At 56.8% G+C, this 19,259-nt stretch carries 22 protein-coding genes; 10 read left to right on the top strand and 12 right to left on the bottom strand.

Features of this window, described 5'->3' with window-relative positions; all coding sequences use genetic code 11:
* Window positions 1-7: 7 nt before the first annotated feature.
* On the top strand, window positions 8-706 hold the full coding sequence (gene urtE / locus M8370_RS03915; protein ID WP_045294027.1) for an urea ABC transporter ATP-binding subunit UrtE: 699 nt from the start codon (window positions 8-10) through the stop codon (window positions 704-706).
* 53 nt (window positions 707-759) lie between these two features.
* A complete protein-coding gene (gene zinT, locus M8370_RS03910; protein WP_013096631.1) occupies window positions 760-1,398 on the top strand; it encodes a metal-binding protein ZinT in 639 nt (212 codons plus the stop codon).
* 46 nt (window positions 1,399-1,444) lie between these two features.
* Here zinT and ydeE read toward each other — a convergent pair whose 3' ends face one another.
* Window positions 1,445-2,662 carry an efflux MFS transporter YdeE gene (ydeE, locus tag M8370_RS03905; protein WP_048972147.1) on the bottom strand — a complete coding sequence of 406 codons (1,218 nt, stop codon included), beginning with the start codon at window positions 2,660-2,662 and terminating at the stop codon, window positions 1,445-1,447.
* A gap of 194 nt (window positions 2,663-2,856) precedes the next feature.
* On the opposite strand from ydeE, the gene eamA reads away from it, so the two are divergent.
* Window positions 2,857-3,756 carry an O-acetylserine/cysteine exporter gene (gene eamA / locus M8370_RS03900; RefSeq protein WP_013096629.1) on the top strand — a complete coding sequence of 300 codons (900 nt, stop codon included), beginning with the start codon at window positions 2,857-2,859 and terminating at the stop codon, window positions 3,754-3,756.
* A gap of 37 nt (window positions 3,757-3,793) precedes the next feature.
* On the opposite strand, the gene marB is transcribed toward eamA, so the two are convergent.
* Genes marB through marR form a run of 3 tightly spaced genes read right to left on the bottom strand, consistent with a single transcriptional unit; the run spans window position 3,794 to window position 4,880 of the window.
* Window positions 3,794-4,012, bottom strand: coding sequence for a multiple antibiotic resistance protein MarB (marB, locus tag M8370_RS03895; protein WP_013096628.1), 219 nt, complete (start codon window positions 4,010-4,012; stop codon window positions 3,794-3,796).
* Between the two features lie 32 nt (window positions 4,013-4,044).
* Window positions 4,045-4,425 (bottom strand): MDR efflux pump AcrAB transcriptional activator MarA, encoded by a 381-nt coding sequence (marA, locus tag M8370_RS03890; RefSeq protein WP_008502237.1) that lies wholly within the window; start codon window positions 4,423-4,425, stop codon window positions 4,045-4,047.
* 20 nt (window positions 4,426-4,445) lie between these two features.
* Window positions 4,446-4,880, bottom strand: a complete 435-nt coding sequence (gene marR / locus M8370_RS03885) for a multiple antibiotic resistance transcriptional regulator MarR (protein WP_013096627.1) — start codon at window positions 4,878-4,880, stop codon at window positions 4,446-4,448.
* A 256-nt stretch (window positions 4,881-5,136) separates the two neighbouring features.
* On the opposite strand from marR, the gene M8370_RS03880 reads away from it, so the two are divergent.
* Window positions 5,137-5,802, top strand: a complete 666-nt coding sequence (locus M8370_RS03880) for a MarC family NAAT transporter (RefSeq protein ID WP_013096626.1) — start codon at window positions 5,137-5,139, stop codon at window positions 5,800-5,802.
* A gap of 81 nt (window positions 5,803-5,883) precedes the next feature.
* Here the strand turns inward: M8370_RS03880 and M8370_RS03875 are convergent, their stop codons facing one another.
* The gene (locus M8370_RS03875; RefSeq protein ID WP_029883786.1) at window positions 5,884-7,080 is read right to left on the bottom strand and encodes a sugar transporter; all 1,197 of its coding nucleotides are present in this window, start codon (window positions 7,078-7,080) and stop codon (window positions 5,884-5,886) included.
* 175 nt (window positions 7,081-7,255) lie between these two features.
* Here M8370_RS03875 and M8370_RS03870 point away from each other — a divergent pair, with 175 nt between their 5' ends.
* Both M8370_RS03870 and M8370_RS03865 read left to right on the top strand, forming a co-directional pair.
* Window positions 7,256-8,044: a PhzF family phenazine biosynthesis protein gene (locus M8370_RS03870; RefSeq protein ID WP_047024804.1), complete on the top strand. Its 789-nt coding sequence runs from the start codon at window positions 7,256-7,258 to the stop codon at window positions 8,042-8,044.
* A gap of 27 nt (window positions 8,045-8,071) precedes the next feature.
* The gene (locus M8370_RS03865; protein ID WP_148790897.1) at window positions 8,072-8,863 is read left to right on the top strand and encodes a PhzF family phenazine biosynthesis protein; all 792 of its coding nucleotides are present in this window, start codon (window positions 8,072-8,074) and stop codon (window positions 8,861-8,863) included.
* Here M8370_RS03865 and M8370_RS03860 read toward each other — a convergent pair.
* From M8370_RS03860 to M8370_RS03835, 6 genes are all read right to left on the bottom strand, one after another.
* On the bottom strand, window positions 8,860-9,537 hold the full coding sequence (locus tag M8370_RS03860; protein ID WP_250020519.1) for an SDR family NAD(P)-dependent oxidoreductase: 678 nt from the start codon (window positions 9,535-9,537) through the stop codon (window positions 8,860-8,862). The two genes, M8370_RS03865 and M8370_RS03860, sit on opposite strands and share 4 nt — an antisense overlap.
* A 1-nt stretch (window position 9,538) precedes the next feature.
* Window positions 9,539-10,009 (bottom strand): NanQ anomerase/TabA/YiaL family protein, encoded by a 471-nt coding sequence (locus M8370_RS03855; protein ID WP_250020518.1) that lies wholly within the window; start codon window positions 10,007-10,009, stop codon window positions 9,539-9,541.
* The gene (locus M8370_RS03850) at window positions 10,006-11,169 is read right to left on the bottom strand and encodes a sialidase family protein (RefSeq protein ID WP_250020517.1); all 1,164 of its coding nucleotides are present in this window, start codon (window positions 11,167-11,169) and stop codon (window positions 10,006-10,008) included. The genes M8370_RS03855 and M8370_RS03850 overlap by 4 nt, the downstream gene beginning before the upstream one ends.
* Before the next feature lies 1 nt (window position 11,170).
* Window positions 11,171-12,583: a sodium:solute symporter family protein gene (locus tag M8370_RS03845; RefSeq protein WP_013096620.1), complete on the bottom strand. Its 1,413-nt coding sequence runs from the start codon at window positions 12,581-12,583 to the stop codon at window positions 11,171-11,173.
* A 76-nt stretch (window positions 12,584-12,659) separates the two neighbouring features.
* Window positions 12,660-13,544 (bottom strand): dihydrodipicolinate synthase family protein, encoded by an 885-nt coding sequence (locus tag M8370_RS03840; RefSeq protein WP_250020516.1) that lies wholly within the window; start codon window positions 13,542-13,544, stop codon window positions 12,660-12,662.
* Between the two features lie 14 nt (window positions 13,545-13,558).
* Window positions 13,559-14,707: an iron-containing alcohol dehydrogenase gene (locus M8370_RS03835; protein WP_250020515.1), complete on the bottom strand. Its 1,149-nt coding sequence runs from the start codon at window positions 14,705-14,707 to the stop codon at window positions 13,559-13,561.
* Between the two features lie 173 nt (window positions 14,708-14,880).
* Between M8370_RS03835 and dtnK the strand changes: the two genes are divergently transcribed.
* The 4 genes from dtnK to M8370_RS03815 all read left to right on the top strand — a co-directional run bounded on the left by dtnK (window position 14,881) and on the right by M8370_RS03815 (window position 18,406).
* Window positions 14,881-16,098 carry a D-threonate kinase gene (dtnK, locus tag M8370_RS03830; protein ID WP_250020514.1) on the top strand — a complete coding sequence of 406 codons (1,218 nt, stop codon included), beginning with the start codon at window positions 14,881-14,883 and terminating at the stop codon, window positions 16,096-16,098.
* Window positions 16,091-17,077, top strand: coding sequence for a D-threonate 4-phosphate dehydrogenase (locus M8370_RS03825; RefSeq protein WP_061771835.1), 987 nt, complete (start codon window positions 16,091-16,093; stop codon window positions 17,075-17,077). Before dtnK ends, M8370_RS03825 begins: the two co-directional genes overlap by 8 nt.
* Before the next feature lies 1 nt (window position 17,078).
* Window positions 17,079-17,840 (top strand): DeoR/GlpR family DNA-binding transcription regulator, encoded by a 762-nt coding sequence (locus M8370_RS03820; RefSeq protein ID WP_029883777.1) that lies wholly within the window; start codon window positions 17,079-17,081, stop codon window positions 17,838-17,840.
* An 83-nt stretch (window positions 17,841-17,923) separates the two neighbouring features.
* Window positions 17,924-18,406, top strand: a complete 483-nt coding sequence (locus M8370_RS03815; RefSeq protein WP_250020513.1) for a GNAT family N-acetyltransferase — start codon at window positions 17,924-17,926, stop codon at window positions 18,404-18,406.
* Here M8370_RS03815 and ptrR read toward each other — a convergent pair.
* Entirely contained in the window at window positions 18,360-19,238 is an 879-nt protein-coding gene (ptrR, locus tag M8370_RS03810) for a putrescine utilization regulator PtrR (protein WP_250020512.1), read from the bottom strand. The genes M8370_RS03815 and ptrR overlap by 47 nt on opposite strands.
* Between the last annotated feature and the right edge of the window lie 21 nt (window positions 19,239-19,259).

Genomic DNA, 19,259 nt, shown 5'->3' with positions numbered 1-19,259 from the left:
AGCCTTGATGTTACAGGTTAACGAACTGAATCAATACTACGGTGGAAGCCATATTCTGCGCGGCGTGAGCTTTGAGGCCATCACCGGCGAAGTGACCTGCCTGCTGGGGCGCAATGGCGTGGGTAAAACCACGCTGCTGAAGTGTCTGATGGGGCTGATCCCGGCGAAAACGGGTGAGGTTATCTGGCAGGGGAAAAAGATCACCCACAGCAAGCCGCACCAGCGGGTGCAGTCTGGCGTGGCGTATGTGCCGCAGGGACGTGAGATTTTCCCGCGCTTAACCGTGGAAGAGAATCTGCTCATGGGGCTCTCGCGCTTCTCAGCCCGGGAAGCAAAACATGTCCCGGAGGAAATCTGGCAGCTTTTCCCGGTATTAAAAGAGATGAAGCATCGACGCGGAGGCGATCTCTCTGGCGGACAACAGCAGCAGCTGGCGATAGGTCGCGCCCTGGCGAGCCGTCCGCGGCTGCTGATCCTCGATGAACCTACCGAAGGCATTCAGCCCTCGGTAATCAAAGAGATTGGCCACGTGATCCGCCAGCTTGCAGACCGGGGGGACATGGCGATCCTGCTTGTGGAGCAGTTTTATGACTTTGCGGCAGCGCTGGCAGACAGCTATCTGCTCATGTCTCGCGGCACCATTATCCAGCGAGGACGGGGAGAAAACATGGAGCAGGAGGGCGTTCGCGGACAGGTTGCGATCTGAAATGTTATAATATAACATCCTCATTCTTATAAAAACGGAGTGAGGATACTGTTGTGGCTGCACATATTGGAAAATTTGCGATGACTCTGGGGGCGCTGCTGGTCAGCGGCCAGCTGTTTGCCCACTCACACGGTCACCAGATGACCGAAGCGGAGCAAAAGGCGGCAAACGGCGTGTTTGCGGACAAAGACGTTAAGGACCGGAAACTGTCCGACTGGGACGGCACCTGGCAGTCCGTTTATCCCTTCCTGCTGGATGGCTCGCTGGATCCGGTCTTCAGAAAGAAGGCGCAGAAGGACAATAAAACGTTCGACGAGATCAAAGCCTATTACCGCACGGGGTACGCCACCGATGTGGAGGCTATCGGCATCGAAAATAACGTCATGGAATTCCATAAAGGTAAAGAGGTCAGCCGCTGTCAGTATGATTACAGCGGCTACAAAATTCTGACCTACGCGTCAGGCAAAAAAGGTGTTCGCTATCTGTTTGAGTGTAAGGACGCGGGCAGCAAGGCACCGAAGTTTGTTCAGTTCAGCGACCACACCATTGCGCCAAAAGCCTCATCCCACTTCCACATCTTTATGGGCAATACCTCCCACGAGGCACTGCTGAAAGAGATGGATAACTGGCCGACCTATTATCCAAACGAGATGTACAAAGAGCAGGTGGTGGAGGAGATGCTGCACCACTAGGCTGTTGCTGTTGCCGGGTGGCGGCTACGCCATACCCGGCCTGCGATCAGGGTTTTGTAGGTCGGGTAAGCGCAGCGCTACCCGACACGCAATCTTCACGCTTCACGCTCATTCCACGCAGGATCATCAGCCAGGCAATGACGATAGCCGCCATCATAATCATAAACAGCGACCAGTGCGGCAAATGGGTCAGGATGATGCCGGTGATCATCGGGTTGGCCGCCGCGCCGAGCCAGCCCAGCGCCTGAGCGGAGAAGTAGCTTGCTTTCATACCCGGCGGGGCGATGTTATCGATCAGCATATATTCACCCGGCGCATAAATAATCTCACCCAGCGTAAAGATGGCGGCGGCGATGCCCCAGTAAATCAGGTTTTCTCCGGAGATCATAAAGCCACCCAACCCCACGATAAAAAACAGGGTGGCGGCCGTCATCAACGGGCGAATATTGCTGGCAGAGATCTTGCGTCCGAGTGCGTACTGCAGCGTCACCACCACTGCGGCATTGACGGGCAGAACCACGGCGACCACCTTTTCGGCGAAATCACTGTCTGCATGTGCAGCCAGAACATACTGCGAAATACAGCTCGCGAACGACCCGCCGACGTATGACGCGAGTAGGCCAGAGAGCGTATACCAGAACAGCGCGCGGTCTTTCAGCAAAACCGACGGCTGCCACGTTGTCTTCTGCTCCGCGGCATCTAACGCAATGCTTTTTTGCACAAAGAAGTGGATAAACCCCAGCGGCAGAGCGGCACAGAACGCGGCCAGCCAGAACGGCAGCTGCAGGCTGTACATCACCAGAAACGTGCCAAGAGGGGGCCCGATCGTCCAGCCGATGTTCAAAAAACTGTAGTTCAGCGAAAAAACGCGGGCTTTTTCACTGGAGGTCAGCACGTCGGAGAACCAGGCTTTCAGCACCGTCGAGAAAACAGAATAGGCACAGTTGATTAACGAAAAGAACAGCACCACCAGCGTGACGTTATTGACCAGCGGGATCGCCACAAAACCGGCGATAAACGCCACAATCGCGATCAGCATGTAGCGCTTTTTATCGAACTTATCGGCCAGAATGCCAAACCCCAGGCTGAATACCACGCCGATGGTCAAGGCAATGGTCAGGGCATAACCAATATTCTCGACGCTCATGTTAAACACGCGCGTGAGATAAATAGTCATAAACGGCAGCGTAGCGCCACGACCGATGGTTAATAACAATGACGATGCCAGCAGCGCTGCGGTTGAGCGCCTGAGAGATGGTTTCATATTCCTGCCCGACAAATGCTTATACTTTTTTATAGTGTGTCCTAAAAGGAGTATCACGACATAAGAAGCTTGTATAGCGCCCAATTTATCCGTAAGTGCTTCAACTGCCTGCCAGAATTAATGATCTTCTCGCGACGCACTTTTTTCTGTTACCTTGAAGTGTTAACAAATTATTAATAAATCAGGGGCAGGGTATGACGCGTAAAGACGGATTGCTGGCACTGCTGGTGGTCATCGTATGGGGACTTAATTTTGTGGTCATCAAAGTGGGATTGCATAACATGCCCCCGCTGATGTTGGCCGGTTTGCGCTTTATGCTGGTCGCCTTCCCGGCACTGTTTTTTGTTGCCCGCCCGAAAATCCCGCTAACGCTGCTGCTGGGTTATGGCCTGACCATCAGCTTTGGCCAGTTTGCATTTCTGTTCTGCGCCATTAAGTTTGGTATGCCTGCCGGTCTTGCCTCGCTGGTGCTGCAGGCGCAGGCGTTCTTCACCATCATTCTTGGTGCGTTTGTTTTTGGCGAGCGTTTACAGGGCAAACAGCTGGCGGGGATCACTCTGGCCGTGTTTGGCGTGCTGGTGCTGATTGAGGCCAGCCTGAATGGTCAACACGTGGCGTTGCTGGGCTTTATGCTGACGCTGGCAGCGGGGCTGAGCTGGGCCTGCGGCAATATTTTCAACAAGCTGATCATGCAGCATGAAACACGCCCGCAGGTTATGTCGCTGGTGGTCTGGAGCGCGCTGATCCCGATTGTGCCGTTTATGGTGGCCTCGCTGATTTTTGATGGCCCGGCGGTGATGCTGACGAGTCTGGTTGAAATCGATCTCACCACTATTCTGTCACTGGTCTACCTGGCATTTGTCGCCACCATTATCGGGTACGGGATCTGGGGTTCTCTGCTGGGGCGCTACGAAACCTGGCGCGTGGCGCCGTTATCGCTGCTGGTGCCGGTTGTCGGGCTGGCGAGCGCTGCGATTTTGCTGGACGAAAAGCTGAGTGCATTACAGCTGCTCGGCGCGGTGCTGATCATGGCCGGGCTGTATATCAACGTGTTTGGCTTACGCGTGCGTCGGGCGGCGCGAGTGCGGAATTAGGGCAGAAAAAAGCCCCGCATCGGCGGGGCAAAACGAATCAGAAGCCGTGCTGATTATAATAAGGCACGCCTAATTCGTCGGATTTGTCGCTACCAGACCCCATATGGTTGAAATCATAAGGGGACTGGCTATGTGCTGACGGCAAAATCATCGTGTCATGATTATTTTGCTGCGTTGCACGAGGGGGTTGCTCCGCGAAGGTCTGGCTGGAAAAGAGCACCAGCAAGGCGAGGGCGGCGGAGGCGGTAACGTTCATGATTTCCTCGGTTACGTCTTTACAGGCGATGATTAACTACAATGTTTTAGCGGATAAAGGTATCGGGATTCACCCGGCACGCTGGTGATACGATACTTATGAGGCGGCACGTCGAAGTAGTTCTTAAACGTACGCGTCAGGGTCTGTTGCGATTCAAACCCGTATCGCTCCGCCAGATAAAGGATCGGTTCATTGCTTTCTTTCAGTTTTTGGGCAATTTCCGTCAGCTTGCGGCTGCGAATATATTGACCTAATGAATGACCGGTCTCTTTTTTAAACATCCGTTGCAGGTGCCATTTGGAGTAACCTGAACGCTCTGACACTTTTTCAAGGGAGAGCGGCGATTCCAGGTTATCTTCGATCCAGTCCAAAATGCTATGAATAGTGATAGCGTCAGTATTGCGTCTGGACATCGTCATACCTCTTTTTCTGTTTACGGCAGTATTTTCTTAAGCAAAAGCTCAAGCGTTGCCACTTCCTCTGCCGTTAAGTTTTTTGTTAGTTCCTGATGCAGTGTTTGTCCTACTAATTGATGACATTGTTCACACATATCCGCACCGTCGCTGGTGAGTGTCACCAGGACGCCGCGCTTGTCATTCGGGTTAGGGCTTCGTTCTATCCATCCTTTACAGACGAGACGATCCAGCATGCGGGTCAGCGCGCCCAGATCGACAGAGAGCACCTTTTTTAACTCAACCGGGGTGATACACACCTGGCAGCGAATGGAGCACAGCACTTTGAACTGCGTTGCGGTGATATCCAGCGGCGACAGATAGTCATTCAGCAGGCGGTCTTTTTTCTGATTAACCAGATGAATAAGACGACCCAGCGGAACAACGTCGTTGAAGATATCACTGGTGCTTTTCACAATGGTTGCCCTGGCAAGTAGTTTAATCACGGCAGATATTATTGCTCAGGCAAGTATAAGTCAACTGAATGGATCTGCGGATGCCACGAATTGCTAAAACGTTTCATGAACTTTTGTTGAGGTCTTTCAAATCATACAGATAACGCAGGGTTATCGTTCCTTTATGAAAATAATCGTTACGTTGCGTGAATGGCTCAATGTCACACTTTCACCCTATAATTGCGGTGATAAACATGGATAAGGACAACGACGCACTATGTTGGATTTGATAAAAGCAATTGGTCTTGGGCTGGTGGTATTACTGCCGTTGGCCAACCCGTTAACGACGGTAGCGCTTTTCCTCGGGCTGGCAGGGAATATGAACAGCGCAGAGCGCAATCATCAGTCGATGATGGCCTCAGTGTATGTGTTCGCCATCATGATGGTGGCTTACTACGCCGGTCAGCTGGTGATGAATACCTTCGGGATCTCCATCCCTGGCCTGCGTATCGCCGGGGGGCTGATTGTGGCCTTTATCGGTTTCCGCATGCTGTTTCCGGCGCAAAAAGCGCATGAATCGCCTGAAGCGAAGAGCAAATCCGAAGAGCTGGAGACCGAACCGAGTGCGAATATCGCCTTTGTACCGCTAGCCATGCCGAGCACGGCAGGGCCAGGGACCATTGCGATGATCATCAGTTCTGCCTCAACGGTACGTGACGGCACTACGTTTCCGGACTGGGTTGTGACCGTAGCGCCACCGCTGATATTTGCACTGATCGGCATTATTGTGTGGGCATCGTTGCGCAGTTCCGGGGCAATTATGCGCTGGGTCGGCAAAGGCGGTATCGAGGCGATTTCCCGTCTGATGGGGTTCTTGCTGGTATGTATGGGCGTGCAGTTTATTATTAACGGCGTGCTGGAGATTATTAAGACTTACCACTGAGGTCATTGCCGGGTGGCGGGGCCGACGTTATTACGGGTTTGTAGGCCGGGTATGCGTAGCGCCACCCGGCACAAACAGACGTCACCCGTGCTGCCCCTGTTCCTCCAGCGCCACCGGCCATTTACGGAAGATCAGCACCGACCAGATAAGCGCCACCAGTGCCGGAATGGCCCCCAGATAGCCAATCGCCGACATGGATACGTGCAGAATCACCTGATTGCCCACCAGCGCACCCGCGCCAATGCCCAGGTTAAAAATGCCCGAGAACAGCGACATCGCCACGTCTGTGGCATCCGGCGCGAGGGCCAGCACTTTCACCTGCATCCCGAGACCGATAATCATGATCGCCACACCCCAGAACAGGCTGAGGATCGCCAGCTGGCTTTCACTGCCCGCGGCGGGCATCAGCAGCAGCAGACACGCCAGCAGCAAACCGATGGCGCTGCTCACCAGCGCTGAAGCGTGCTGATTGCCAAGCTTGCCGAAAAGAATACTGCCAATAATGCCCGCCCCGCCAAGGAGCAGCAGGAGAAGGGTGGCAAAATTGCCGCTAAAGCCGGCCACCACCTGAACGAACGGCTCGATATAGCTGTAAGCCGTATAGTGGGCGGTGACCACAATAACGGTAAGCAGATAAATGCTCAGCAGCGCCGGGCGACGCATCAACAGCGGCAGGCTTTTCAGTGAGCCGGAATGTTCGCTTGGCAGCTTCGGCAGCAGTTTTACCAGACACACCAGGGTAACCAGCGCTCCCATGCCAATGGCGAAGAACGTGGTACGCCAGCCGAAGTATTGCCCCACGATACGGCCAATCGGCAGGCCCAGCACCATCGCCAGCGCGGTCCCGGTGGCAATCAGGCTCAGCGCCTGGGCGCGTTTCCCCGCCGGTGCCAGTCGGATAGCCAGCGACGCGGTAATCGACCAGAAAACGGCATGCGCAAAAGCGATCCCGACGCGGCTTAACACCAGCACCGTAAAATTCCACGCCAGGAACGACAGCACGTGGCTGGCGATAAACAACGCAAACAGCCCGATCAGTAGCTTACGCCGCTCCATCTGGCTGGTAAGCAGCATAAACGGCAGCGACATCAACGCCACCACCCAGGCGTAAATGGTCAACATAATGCCCACCTGCGCCGTTTCCATCTGGAAACTCTCTGCGATGTCAGACAACAGCCCAACCGGAACAAATTCAGTGGTGTTGAAAATAAACGCGGCAATAGCCAGCGTGACCACGCGTAGCCACGCAACCCTGCGGGAAACTGTGTTCGTTGTCATAGGGATGTCGGAGATTCGTTGCAAAAGAAGAGGAGACGATCTTAAAGCCTTGCACGGCGAAAACTCAACCATTATGTGATGAAGATCTCAATATTTACCTTATGAAAGCGGTAGCCGGAGGCAGGGTTTTCATTGAATATAAAAGAACACTCCAACAAAAACAGGCGGTAAGACAGTGCAGGAGATTGATTTTTATCTGGTCGATGCGTTTAGCAATGTGTCATTTGGCGGAAATCCGGCTGCCGTTTGCCCGCTCAAGGCGTGGCTGCCGGACGAAACGTTACTGAAAATGGCGCAACAGCATAATCAGTCGGAAACCGCATTTTTCGTCTGTACGAAAGGGGGCATTGAGCTACGCTGGTTTACCACGCTGGCCGAAGTTAATCTTTGCGGTCACGCCACGCTTGCTGCGGCGTACGTTCTGTTCAATGAGCTGGACTATCCTGACTCGCGGATCCACTTCGAAACGGCCTCTGGCCGCCTGACGGTGAGCCGGGAGGGTGAGTGGCTGACGCTGGATTTCCCGGCATGTCCCACGCATGAAGAGACGCCCCCGCCGGAGATGCTCGCGGCGCTCGGTATCCGCCGCTACGTTGAAGCCCGCAAAGGCCGCGCATGGGTGGTGGTGCTGGAAGATCGCCAGCAGGTTGAAGCACTCGCACCGACAATTTCAGCCATGACGCCTGGCGAACATAAGGTTGCCGTTACGGCGCGGGGCGACGGGGATTACGATTTCGTCAGCCGCTTTTTCTCCCCCGGCGTTGCCGTCTGGGAAGATCCGGTGACCGGCTCTGCACATACCATGCTCATTCCTTACTGGAGCGAAAAATTGGGTAAAACGACGATGTTTGCCCGTCAGGTTTCCGCGCGGGGCGGCGACGTGCGGTGCGAGCTAAAAGGCTCGCGCGTGCTGATGAGCGGACAGGCGTCATGCTATTTGAAAGGCACAGTTTTTCTGCGCTAGATACCTATAACAACAGAGGAAAAGACAATGCAGGAAATTGATTTTTATCTGGTGGATGCCTTCAGCGACAGGGCGTTTGGCGGCAATGCAGCGGCGGTATGCCCGCTGGAGGAGTGGCTTTCGGATGAGACGCTGCTCAAAATGGCGCAACAGCATAACCAGTCTGAGACGGCGTTTTTCGTACGCACCGACACCGGGTTCGAGCTGCGCTGGTTTACCACGCTGCATGAAATCAACCTCTGCGGCCACGCGACGCTGGCAGCGTCCCACGTGATTTTCGAATACCTCGATTATCCGCATACCGAAATCACCTTCACCACGCGCTTCGTGGGTGAGTTGACGGTGAAACGCAGCGGCGACTGGCTGACGCTCAATTTCCCTGCGTGGTCGACCGAGGTGGTCGACAATCCCCCGCAGGGCCTGTTCAGCGCGCTAGGGATAGACCAGGCTAAAGAGGTCCGCGTCGGACGGGATTACATGGTGGTACTGGAGAGCCAGCAACAGGTGGAGGCCTTAACCCCGGATATTGCAGCGATGGCGCCGCTCGGGAAAATGGTCTGCGTGACGGCACCGGGAGAGGAGTATGACTTCGTCAGCCGCTTCTTCTGCCCGGGCGAAGGGGTACCGGAAGACCCGGTCACCGGATCCACGCACAGCATGCTGATACCGTACTGGAGCGAGAAGCTGGGCAAAACGTCGATGAACGCCCGCCAGGTTTCATACCGTGGCGGGGATCTGCGCTGCGAACTGAAGGGCGACCGTGTGCTGATTGGCGGCCAGGCGACGCTCTATCTGAAAGGGCGTATCTTCCTGCGCTAGCTGAGCGAGGCGCCGCCGCATATCACCATCTCCTGGCCCGTGATGGCGGCGGCTTCATCGCTGAGCAAGAAATTCACCAGTCCCGCGACCTCTTCTGGCGTGATAAGACGGCCGATGGGCGGACAGGCAGGCGGTGAACTTTCTCGCCCCGGTGCGCTAAGCATCGGCGTTTGGGTGGCGCCCGGCGCGACCACGTTTGCGGTGATCCCACGCGGGGCCAGTTCCGCCGCCCAGCTTCTGACCATCCCTGTCATCGCCGCCTTGGTGGCAACATACTGTGAACGACCTGCCGCCCCGCGGGAGGTTCTGCTGCCAATCGCCACAAATCGTCCACCGGCGGCCATAGCGGGCGCGAAATGGTTAAACAGGGCTTCGCAGGCCTGGACGTGCAGTTGCCACAGTGACGCGCCAACCCTGCTTTCCAGTTGCCCCAGTGGGGCGGCGGCCATCATCCCGGCGGCGTGGATCACCGCCTGCGGTGTCGCGATGGCGTGCAGGGCGCTGTTCAGCGCCTCAGGGTCGGTGATATCCACGCGTAACCCCGTAAAGCGAGGGGTATCCGGCATCACGGCGCGGCGGCTGAGTCCGGTGACCTGCCAGCCTTCCGCCAGTAAACGCTTAACGATGGCCTCACCAATTCCGGAGCTGGCTCCGGTCACGACGGCGTGACGCATATCAGAGCTCCAGCATTGAACGAGGAACTTTAAACACCGCTTTGCGCACGGTCATCGGCGCGCCGCTGGTGCACAGCGCCTGGTGTGGTTCTCCGGGAGAAAAGACCGCAAAGTCACCCGCGCCAAGGCGGATCCCGACGCTGTGTGCCGATGAGCTGGCAATGAACAGGTCCGCTTTACGCTCTTCGTCATCCGGCTTGCCAACAGGGCGCGCGCCGGCATAGATGAGTTCTTCTCCCGCCAGCACAACCTGAATATCCGCCCACTGGTGATGGTACTCCGTATGCCGCTCCGCGCGCGGCTGCGTCTGCGCCGGACCAATCTGGCAAAACCAGGGGGCATTGTCCGGCTGCCAGCGGCCGTCATCGCGTTCGCTAAGCGCCTGCAGCGCGCAGTCCGGGCGGGACAGCAGGGCATACAACACCGGCGGTAACCCTGCCAGCGGCAGGGCGTCGAGATGTCCAATAATCATGCTGACTCCTTGACCCACTCGGGCGTCACCCGCACGTATTTTATGGCCTGACGAAAGTAGGTGTAGGCGATATGCAGGCTGCCATCCGGGCTCTGTTTAATGCTCGGATAGGAAAACTCACGGTTCAGTTTCTCCAGAGAGTTGTTAGTCATGCAGTAGCCATCTCCCTCGTCCAGATGCCGTTGCCACGGCCAGCTTTTGCCTCCGTCCGGCGAAATGGCGACGGTCATTGGCGCACGCGGGGCACCCCAGAAGGCGGTTCGACCGTGAGTCACAACCGGCTCTTTACGGCCATCGCCATCGTCAATTTCATCGTACAGCGAGGTGCGACGCTCCTGCGCCCCGGCGGCGCTCATGAGGTTAAACACCAGCGCCAGCTCGCCACTGGCAAGCGTTGTCACCTGGATAGAGGAGTTGTTGTTAGGTAATACCGTGGGCTCCGGCACGGACCAGCTTTCGCCGTTGTCCGTTGACTGGCTGTAATAAATGTTATCCGCCCAGCGGCTGCGGAACAGGGCAACCAAGGTGCCATTGCGCAGCGGGGTGATATTCATATGGACGCAGCCCAGGCTGTCCGGCACCTCAACATCACGCCAGGTTTTGCCCCCGTCTTCGGAGATTTTCACCGCGCTGATGTCATCGTTACCGACCCATTTCTCACCTGGCCGGGTGCGGCAGTAAAACATCGGCAGCAGCCAGTTCCCATTCTCCAGCACGACAATCGGCTGACGAATAAAGGTGCCGGGTTTATCGAGCAGGGTCGCGATGTCCCCCCAGGTTTTACCCAGATCCCGGGACTGGCGATAGCGCACAATAGCGGTGTCCTGGTTGCCGGACATTTGCGCGGTCCACAACAGCCACAGCACGTTATCGGGTGCCAGGAACAGAACCGGGTTCTGTTCGGAGCGCGTGGCATCATCCGACAGTTTTTCTGCCTCACTCCACTGCTGGCTTCCCGGTGACAGGCGCGAACCCCACACAGAGATATCCGCAATACCCTCCTGGGTACCGCCAAACCAGACGCACATCAGCGAACCATCCGGCAGCGGCAGCAGATTTGCCGCGTGGTTTTGTGGGCAGGCGGAAGGCAGCATGGCCGCCTTCACGCGCGTATCCTGTTGTGGGCGAATAATCCCGTCGCGGGTTACGGTTACAGACATATCAGACTCCATTGTTTTCAACGGGGGTTGGCGCTTTACCCTGTGCCTTTCCCGGAATGAGACGGTCGATGACCATGATGACCGCAGGGGTCAGCAGGGCGATGTACATATTGTTAATGCCAAACGGATCGCCCAGCAGATACCAGACAGAGGTCACGACGCAGGCGCCGATCAGCCCAGCATTGGCTCCGCGAGTACTGCGGAAGAACGGGGCGTAGAACGCGATGACCGCCACGACGGAAATCGACAGACGAATGGCGCGGGTAAAGAACGACAGCTTCAGCACTTCAGGCACCAGCAGAACAAAAATCAGCGGCAGGAAACCAATCAGCAGGGAGATCCAGCGGGTAGCTTTAAACTCCTGCTCGGGGGTCGGGTTGCGCATCGGCACGTAGAAATCTTTGACCACCAGGGAGGCAATGGCGAGCGCCACGGTACTGACGCTGACGAAGATGGACGCCACCAGAGAGGTGGTGACCAGACCGGCCAGCCACGGGTTCATATCCTGCAGGAAAATCGGCATCGCATACAGGCTGTCGATCTCCGGATGCAGGTATTTTGCCGCCACGCCAATCACCGCAATGGCCAGCGCGATCGGCAGGCAGAAGAAGAACGCGACCCAGGTGGAGCGTTTGGCCGATTTAACATCTTTAGTGGAGGAGATGGCCTGGATCACAAACTGGGTGCAGAAGATGGAGCCAATGGTGCCGATAAGCCACGCGAAAATGGTCGACGCGCCGATGTTGCCATCCCAGGTCCAGTAGAAGTCCGGCATGTTTTCGATCATCGGCGTGAAACCGCCGGTTTTGGATAACGCAAAACCCATGATGGCCAGAATGCCGAAGTATTTCAGCGCACTGTGCAGCACGGTTACCCACGCCACGCCTTTCATGCCGCCGAAGGCGAAATAGAAGGTACTGACGATAGCCGTAATGAAAGCGGCAACGGGCAGATTGACTTTCAGTACGGTAGAAATGGCTGCTGCGCCGCTGACGTAATTCCCCACATTCACCAGCAGCAGGGCGTAGATCATGATGAGGGAGATAATGTTTTTGGTGCTGTTACCGTATTTTTCAGCAATCGCACCCGAGATGGTGATTTTCCCGGTGTTGTATATGCGTTTTACCAGCAACAGGCCAAAAAGCGGGAAGCCAATCGCGGCACCGATGACGGACCATGACGCAGCAAACCCGTCCTCGAACGCCGCCTGCGCGGTGCCGATGGTGGATTTAGCGCCGATATACTCAGACATCAGCAGGATCCCGACAATAAACGCCGGCATCGCGCGGGAGCCTTCCATAAAGTCCCCGGAATTTTTACTGCGGATCCGGAAGGTCAGCCAGGTGGTGAACAGGATGTAGGCAATGACTATGCCCACAATGATCAGGGTATCTTCAGCGGTAAAATTATTCATCTTTGCCTCTCTTCAGGGCGAGTGAATCCTGGGCACCTCAGGTACCCGGTATTCTTATTGACGAAACCAACGCCGTTTAGCTAAGTGACGTTGTCACTATCTGGCGAATCTGTTGGCACTGCTGCTCGCTAAACGCCACGGCATAGCGACTCTCTCCGACATCCTCACCCATGATTTGCAGGGCCTTTTTAACAGCGGCAGGGGAAAACGCCACGCTGTAGAGCTCGGTGCGGAGCCGGGTGACGCGCTCCTGCGCCTGCCGGGAACCTTCAACATCACCCGCGTTAAAGCGTGACCAAATGGCGTTGATCGCCGCTGGCGCCACGTTTGCCAGCCCGGAAATACAGGCTGAACATCCCTCGACGAAGCCCTGATGGATCAGTGAATCTGGTCCGTTCAGCACGTCGAACCCGTCAATGTCGCTTACCGCGTTGAGGAAACCGCGCAGGCTTTCATAGCTCCCGGCACTGTCTTTAATACCTGAAATGTTGGGATGTTCGGCCAGCGCCCGTACCGTGGCGGGCTCAAGGGTGTTGCCGGTCCGCGCCGGAATGTTGTACAGAAAGACCGGTACGGTTAGCGCGTCAGCGACGGCGGTGTAGTGTGCGATGAGCTCAGACTGTTTCAGCGGTACGAAGTAAGGGGTGATGACGGAAACCGCATCCACACCCAGCGCGACGATCTGTTTTCCCAGCCGGATGGTGTCGCGGGTGGAGATTTCGCCAATATGCGCCACGACGGGCGCGCGTCCGGCGACAGTTTCCACGCAGGTCCGGGTGACCGCGATTTTTTCCGCTTCGTTCAGGACAAAGAACTCGCCGTTGGTTCCACCGCAGAAAATGCCGTTTCCGGCGTCCAGCTGCCGGGCGACCTGCCGCGTTAAGCCGGGAAGGTTGAGTTCGCCTTCCGCGTCAAAGGGGGTGACGATGGCCGTCAGCACGCCCTTGATGTTGTTACGCATTTCTTACTCCTTGACTATGCATGTTCAGGAAACAGTGTCCGGTAAATCGCCTGCACCTCGTCGTGATTCACCTGACAGGGGGCATTGTTCATTAACCGTTTAACGTTCAGGGCGGCATCGCTCAGGGAAGCGATGTCTTCGCGCGGCACGCCCAGGGACTCAAGGTTGTCCGGCAGGTTGAGCCGACGAACCAGCGCGGCAAAGTACTCCACCAGCGCGTGAGATTTTTCGTCATCGGACAGGCTGCTGTCCGCGCCTGGCACGAGATCCCACACCAGCGCAAATTTTGTCACGCAGTGGGGACGAACCACCCTCATGCAGGGCGCCAGAAGAATGGCGTTGGCCACGCCGTGCGGCAGATGATATTTCCCGCCAAGCGGATAAGACAGGGCGTGAACCAGGTGTGTGCCGGCATGCGCAATCGCGACCCCGCCGTAATAAGAGGCCCACAGCATTTCCAGCTTTGCCAGCAGGTTGCCCGGTTCAGCGCAGGCCGTTTCAATGTTCTTCAGCAGCTTAGCGAGCCCGGTCAACGCCGCGTTATCGCTGACCGGGTTGGCGACCGTGGCGGTGAAGCACTCAATCAGATGGCACAGGGCATCGATGCCGGTGGAGGAGGCAATATGCGCGGGCATGCTGGTGGTCAGTTCCGGCAGCAGGGCGACGTAATCGGGCAGCAGGACCGGAGAGATAATACCGACCTTCGTGTTTTGCTCCGGTATCGCCAGAATAGCGTTCGGCGTGGCCTCCGACCCGGTTCCGGCGGTGGCGGGGATCAGAAGCGAGGAGATACGTGCCACCGGTTTTACCCCTGCCAGCAGGCTGTCCAGCCCCGGTGACAGCGGGTGACAAAGCACGGAGAGCAGTTTCGCCACATCCAGTACGCTGCCGCCGCCGATCCCAACCACGACATCAAACGATCCGCAGTTTAACCCCGCGAGCAACTGGCTGACATCGTGGTGGGAGGGTTCAGGCGGCACCGTGTCAATCACCGTGACGCGGCGGTTGCCCTCTTCAAGAATTGAACGGATCTGTGTTGCCGCCTCCAGACGCGCAATGTTGCCGTCCGTAACCAGCAAGAGCTGCGCGTTTTCGGTGAGTAATGGCCTGATGGCGGCGAGCGCATTTGCGCCGCTAATAATGGTGCTGTTGAGGGTAACCACGCTTTTCTCCTGTCTTTGTGTCCATGATTAAATTCGCTCAATTAAGACGCTTCATGGTCATCGTGTGGCTAAATTTATAATTTATTCGCAAACTGATTAACTTGATCTTGCTCACATATAATCAATCGTGATTGAATATAATCATTAGCAGGAAAAACGAGCCCGGAGTGGGAATGAAAGAAAACAACCTGTTCAGAGACGTCGTTGTCGTTGCAGATGACTTTACCGGGGCAAACGATGCGGGTGTCAGCCTGGCGCTGAGCGGTAAGAAGGTCAGCGTGGCATTCCACACCCCCTTTACCCAGCCGGTGGATGCACTGGTTATTAATACCGATTCCCGTGCGCTGCGGGCAGCAGATGCGGCCGAAAAAGTGGCCGTACTGGGGGCGGATATTGCGGCTGCGCGCTGGCTCATCAAAAAGATTGATTCCACGCTGCGCGGCAATGTAGGGGCAGAAACAGGCGTCCTTAAGGCAGTAAGCGGCAAACGGCAGGTGATTGTGGCGCCAGCGTATCCCGCGGCAGGGCGGATCACACGCCACGGCAGGTGTCTGGTGAACGGCATTCCGGTGGATGAAACCGAATTCGCCAGCGATCCGAAAACGCCCGTCCCGTCTGCCACGATTGCTGACCTGTTTACCGACGTGAGTTGTCAATCCGTGACGGTAAACACGCTGGCAGCCGAACTGGCGCAGGGAACGGAGTGGCTCATTGTCGATGCCCATTGTGACGAGGATCTGGACGCCATTATTGCCGCCGCGCTGACCTGCCCGCAGACACCGCTGCTGGTCGGGTCTGCCGGGTTATGTGATGCGCTGGCACGCCATCTCGCTCCCGTGAAGCGTCAGCATCTGCTGGCGGTGGTGGGATCAATGAGTGAGATCGCTCAACGTCAGATTGCGCTGGCCGCTGCAGAGCCTGCGGTTTCGTCGGTATTTATTGATGTTAATGATGTGCTGAAGGGGAAGACGGCGAACGCGCTCATGCGCATCACGCAGGTCCTGAAGGCGGGCCGTCACTGCATCGTTCATACCTGCCCGGACCATGAGGCGCGACATCAGGTTGAACGGCTTTGCGCGCAGTATCAAATGACCCGGACCGAACTGGGTGAAACGATCTGCGCCTTCCTGGGAGAGATTACCCGAGAGGCACTGACGGCATGTCCGCCGGATGCGTTGTATGTCTCAGGCGGCGATGTGGCAATGGCCGTCGCCAGCGCGCTTGATGCGCAAGGATTTGAAATTACAGGGCGCGTCGCAGGATGCGTCCCTTACGGCAAATTTCTGGGTTGTGCCTGGCACCAGCCGGTAATGACCAAAGCAGGGGGCTTCGGAAAAGAAGAGACGCTGCTTGAGGTGTTGCATTTTATCGAGGAGAGACTGAGTGACTAACATTATTGCTGTAACCATGGGTGACCCGGCGGGCATTGGCCCGGAGATCATTATCAAATCCCTCACCGGGAGCGAATTAACGGGAGCCCCGGTTGTCGTGGTGGGCTGTGCCCGCACGCTCAGGCGGGTGCTGGGTGATGGGATCGTGGGGCAGGCTGACATCCATATCATCAGGCAGGTCAGCGAGGCCCGTTTCGCCCCCAACGTGATTAACGTGCTGGACGAACCGCTGGCCGACCCTGATGCCCTGAAGCCCGGCGTGGTCCAGGCTCAGGCGGGGGATTTAGCCTATCGCTGCGTGAAGCGCGCGACGGAACTGGCGATGGCGGGGGACGTAAAAGCGGTTGCCACGGCGCCACTGAATAAAGAAGCGCTGCATCTGGCCGGACATCACTACCCCGGGCATACCGAGCTGCTGGCCCATCTGACGCACAGCAAAGACTACGCTATGGTGCTGTACACCGATCGGCTGAAGGTCATTCATATCACGACCCATATTGCGCTGCGTAAATTCCTTGATACGCTCAATCAGGATCGGGTAAAAACCGTCATCGGCATTGCGGATACCTTCCTGAAACGGGTGGGCTTTAGCGCACCTCGTATTGCGGTCGCGGGCGTGAACCCGCATGCGGGAGAAAATGGCCTGTTTGGCGATGAAGAGATCACGATTGTTGGCCCGGCCGTTGCAGCGATGAAGGCGCAGGGGGTCAACGTCACCGGACCGTGCCCGCCGGATACGGTATTTATGCAATGCCACGAAGGAATGTATGACATGGTCGTTGCGATGTATCACGATCAGGGGCATATTCCGCTAAAATTGCTCGGCTTTTACGACGGGGTGAATATCACCGCCGGATTGCCGTTTATCCGCACCTCTGCAGACCACGGAACCGCGTTCGATATTGCATGGACCGGTAAAGCCAGGTCGGAGAGCATGACGGTGTCTATTCAGTTGGCTATGCAAATTACACGGGAATAATATGAAGGGATATAACCGGTTAGAGCAGATAATGGATTACCTCAAAGGGCACAACCTGGTCACGGTGGATCAGCTGGTGGCGATCACCGATGCCTCACCGGCGACGATCCGCCGCGACCTGATTAAGCTTGACCAGGAGGGCGTCATCAGCCGAACCCACGGCGGCGTGACTCTTAACCGGTTTATTCCTTCCCAGCCGACCACGTCCGAAAAAATGCAGCGCAGCCTGGCAGAAAAACATGCCATCGCCAGCGCGGCCGCGAGCTTTGTGAAAGCGGGGGATGCCATTGTGCTGGATGCCGGTACCACAATGATTGAACTCGCGCGTCAGCTCACGCATCTGCCGCTTCGCGTCATCACCAGCGATCTGCACATTGCGCTGTTTCTCTCTGAGTTTAAACAGATTGAAGTGACGATCATTGGCGGCCGTATCGATGATTCGAGCCAGTCCTGTATTGGTGAGCACGGGCGTCGGCTGTTGCAGAATGTCTGGCCTGATGTGGCTTTTGTCAGCTGTAATGGATGGGATATTACCCGCGGTATCACGTCGCCTACGGAAGAGAAGGCCGCGCTGAAGCGGGATTTAATAGCCAATGCAAAACGCCGGGTGCTGCTGGCAGACAGCTCTAAGTACGGTGCCTGGTCGCTGTTTAATGTGGCGCACCTGAACACCCTGACGGATATCGTCACCGACAGCAGGCTGGATGAAGCGGCCCGGACCCAGCTGGAACAGCTTGAGACCCGCCTGACGCTGGCGTCATGACATAAGTTAAAACTATGAAGTCCGAACAGATGGCAGACGCTATGTTGAAGCCTGGCCTCACAAAAAAAAGCAAGGAGCCTGCCATGTATTCCATTACCTCTGGATCTGCCCGTCATCCGGACATCCTCAAGCTGATCGCGGCGCTTGACCGCTATCAGAGCGAACTCTATCCCGCTGAAAGCAATCATCTGCTCGATCTGGCTGCGCTGCCTGAAGCCTCGCTTATCATGATGATCATTCGCGACCCGCAGCTGCAGGCCGTGGGATGTGGCGCTGTGGTGCTTAATGGCGACGGTACCGGGGAGATGAAACGGGTCTATATCGATCCGACCCATCGCGGGCAACATCTGGGCGAGAAGCTGCTTGCTGCCCTTGAGGATGAAGCCCTGAGTCGTCACTGCCACACCGTGCGCCTGGAAACAGGGATCAAGCAACACGCCGCCATTCGCCTGTATGAACAGTGCGGATATGAACGCCGTCCGGCGTTTGCGCCGTATGTCGACGATCCGCTGAGCCTGTTTATGGAGAAGGCTCTGGTTGTCGACGTTCGTTTAGCAGCGCTATAAACGCTTCGAGCTGGCGGGTCATCGCCCCACGACGCCACACCAGCCAGGTGGTCAGCCAGCGCCAGTTCTCCGCCAGCGGCCACGCCTCTACCTGATGATGCCCCGGCATGCTCTCCAGCATTGAGCGGGGCATTAACGCAATACCCGCCCCTGCAATCACGCAGGCGAGCATACCGTGATACGACTCCATCTCATGGATCCGCCCGGGCGTGGCGCGGTCTGCGTGAAACCAGCTTTCCAGATGACGTCGATACGAACAGTTTGCGCGAAACGCGTAGACGTCGCTGCCGCTTACCTGCGCGGCGCGCGTCACCTCCGCATGTCCGGTGGGGGTGACCAGCATCATCTCTTCCCGGTAAACCGGCATGCCTTCCAGCTCCGGGTGTGAAAGTGGCCCGTCGACAAACGCCGCGCTTAAGCTGCCTTCCAGAACGCCGTCAATCATCGTTCCGGACGGGCCGGTAGAGAGCGCGAACTGAATGCGCGGATAGCGCTGGTTAAACGCCGCCAGACTTTCCGGGATCCGCACGGCGGCAGTGCTCTCCAGGGCGCCAAGGGCAAATAACCCCTGCGGCTCATCACCGGCGACGACCATGCGCGCCTCGTCAACCAGCGCCAGGATCTGCTTGCTGTAGCGCAGAAAGTTGTGCCCGGCGGGAGATAAGCGCAAACGCTGGCTCTCCCGGATAAACAACTCAACGCCGAGATCGGCCTCAAGCTGGCGGATGCGGGTGGTGAGGTTAGACGGAACGCGATGCACCTTCTGCGCCGCCTGGGTAATGCTGCCGGTCAGGGCAACGGCGTTAAACATTTCAAGCTGAGTTAAATCCATAGCATTCTCGATTCGTGAATA

This window comes from Enterobacter cloacae complex sp. OE43NF (assembly GCF_023544405.1).
GTDB lineage: Bacteria > Pseudomonadota > Gammaproteobacteria > Enterobacterales > Enterobacteriaceae > Enterobacter > Enterobacter cloacae.
Note: the sequence above shows the minus strand (reverse complement) of the source record. Positions and strands in the feature narration are given on the sequence as shown.

What these genes read in the sequence shown, in the direction of transcription:
- eamA (WP_013096629.1), top strand. Translation starts at nt 2,857, where the DNA reads ATGACGCGTAAAGACGGATTGCTGGCACTGCTGGTGGTCATCGTATGG.
- urtE (WP_045294027.1), top strand. Translation starts at nt 8, where the DNA reads ATGTTACAGGTTAACGAACTGAATCAATACTACGGTGGAAGCCATATT.
- M8370_RS03820 (WP_029883777.1), top strand. Translation starts at nt 17,079, where the DNA reads ATGAAGGGATATAACCGGTTAGAGCAGATAATGGATTACCTCAAAGGG.
- M8370_RS03865 (WP_148790897.1), top strand. Translation starts at nt 8,072, where the DNA reads ATGCAGGAAATTGATTTTTATCTGGTGGATGCCTTCAGCGACAGGGCG.
- M8370_RS03850 (WP_250020517.1), bottom strand. Translation starts at nt 11,169, where the DNA reads ATGTCTGTAACCGTAACCCGCGACGGGATTATTCGCCCACAACAGGAT.
- marA (WP_008502237.1), bottom strand. Translation starts at nt 4,425, where the DNA reads ATGTCCAGACGCAATACTGACGCTATCACTATTCATAGCATTTTGGAC.
- dtnK (WP_250020514.1), top strand. Translation starts at nt 14,881, where the DNA reads ATGAAAGAAAACAACCTGTTCAGAGACGTCGTTGTCGTTGCAGATGAC.
- M8370_RS03880 (WP_013096626.1), top strand. Translation starts at nt 5,137, where the DNA reads ATGTTGGATTTGATAAAAGCAATTGGTCTTGGGCTGGTGGTATTACTG.
- M8370_RS03845 (WP_013096620.1), bottom strand. Translation starts at nt 12,583, where the DNA reads ATGAATAATTTTACCGCTGAAGATACCCTGATCATTGTGGGCATAGTC.
- M8370_RS03840 (WP_250020516.1), bottom strand. Translation starts at nt 13,544, where the DNA reads ATGCGTAACAACATCAAGGGCGTGCTGACGGCCATCGTCACCCCCTTT.
- ydeE (WP_048972147.1), bottom strand. Translation starts at nt 2,662, where the DNA reads ATGAAACCATCTCTCAGGCGCTCAACCGCAGCGCTGCTGGCATCGTCA.
- M8370_RS03855 (WP_250020518.1), bottom strand. Translation starts at nt 10,009, where the DNA reads ATGATTATTGGACATCTCGACGCCCTGCCGCTGGCAGGGTTACCGCCG.
- ptrR (WP_250020512.1), bottom strand. Translation starts at nt 19,238, where the DNA reads ATGGATTTAACTCAGCTTGAAATGTTTAACGCCGTTGCCCTGACCGGC.
- M8370_RS03860 (WP_250020519.1), bottom strand. Translation starts at nt 9,537, where the DNA reads ATGCGTCACGCCGTCGTGACCGGAGCCAGCTCCGGAATTGGTGAGGCC.
- marB (WP_013096628.1), bottom strand. Translation starts at nt 4,012, where the DNA reads ATGAACGTTACCGCCTCCGCCGCCCTCGCCTTGCTGGTGCTCTTTTCC.
- M8370_RS03875 (WP_029883786.1), bottom strand. Translation starts at nt 7,080, where the DNA reads ATGACAACGAACACAGTTTCCCGCAGGGTTGCGTGGCTACGCGTGGTC.
- M8370_RS03815 (WP_250020513.1), top strand. Translation starts at nt 17,924, where the DNA reads ATGTATTCCATTACCTCTGGATCTGCCCGTCATCCGGACATCCTCAAG.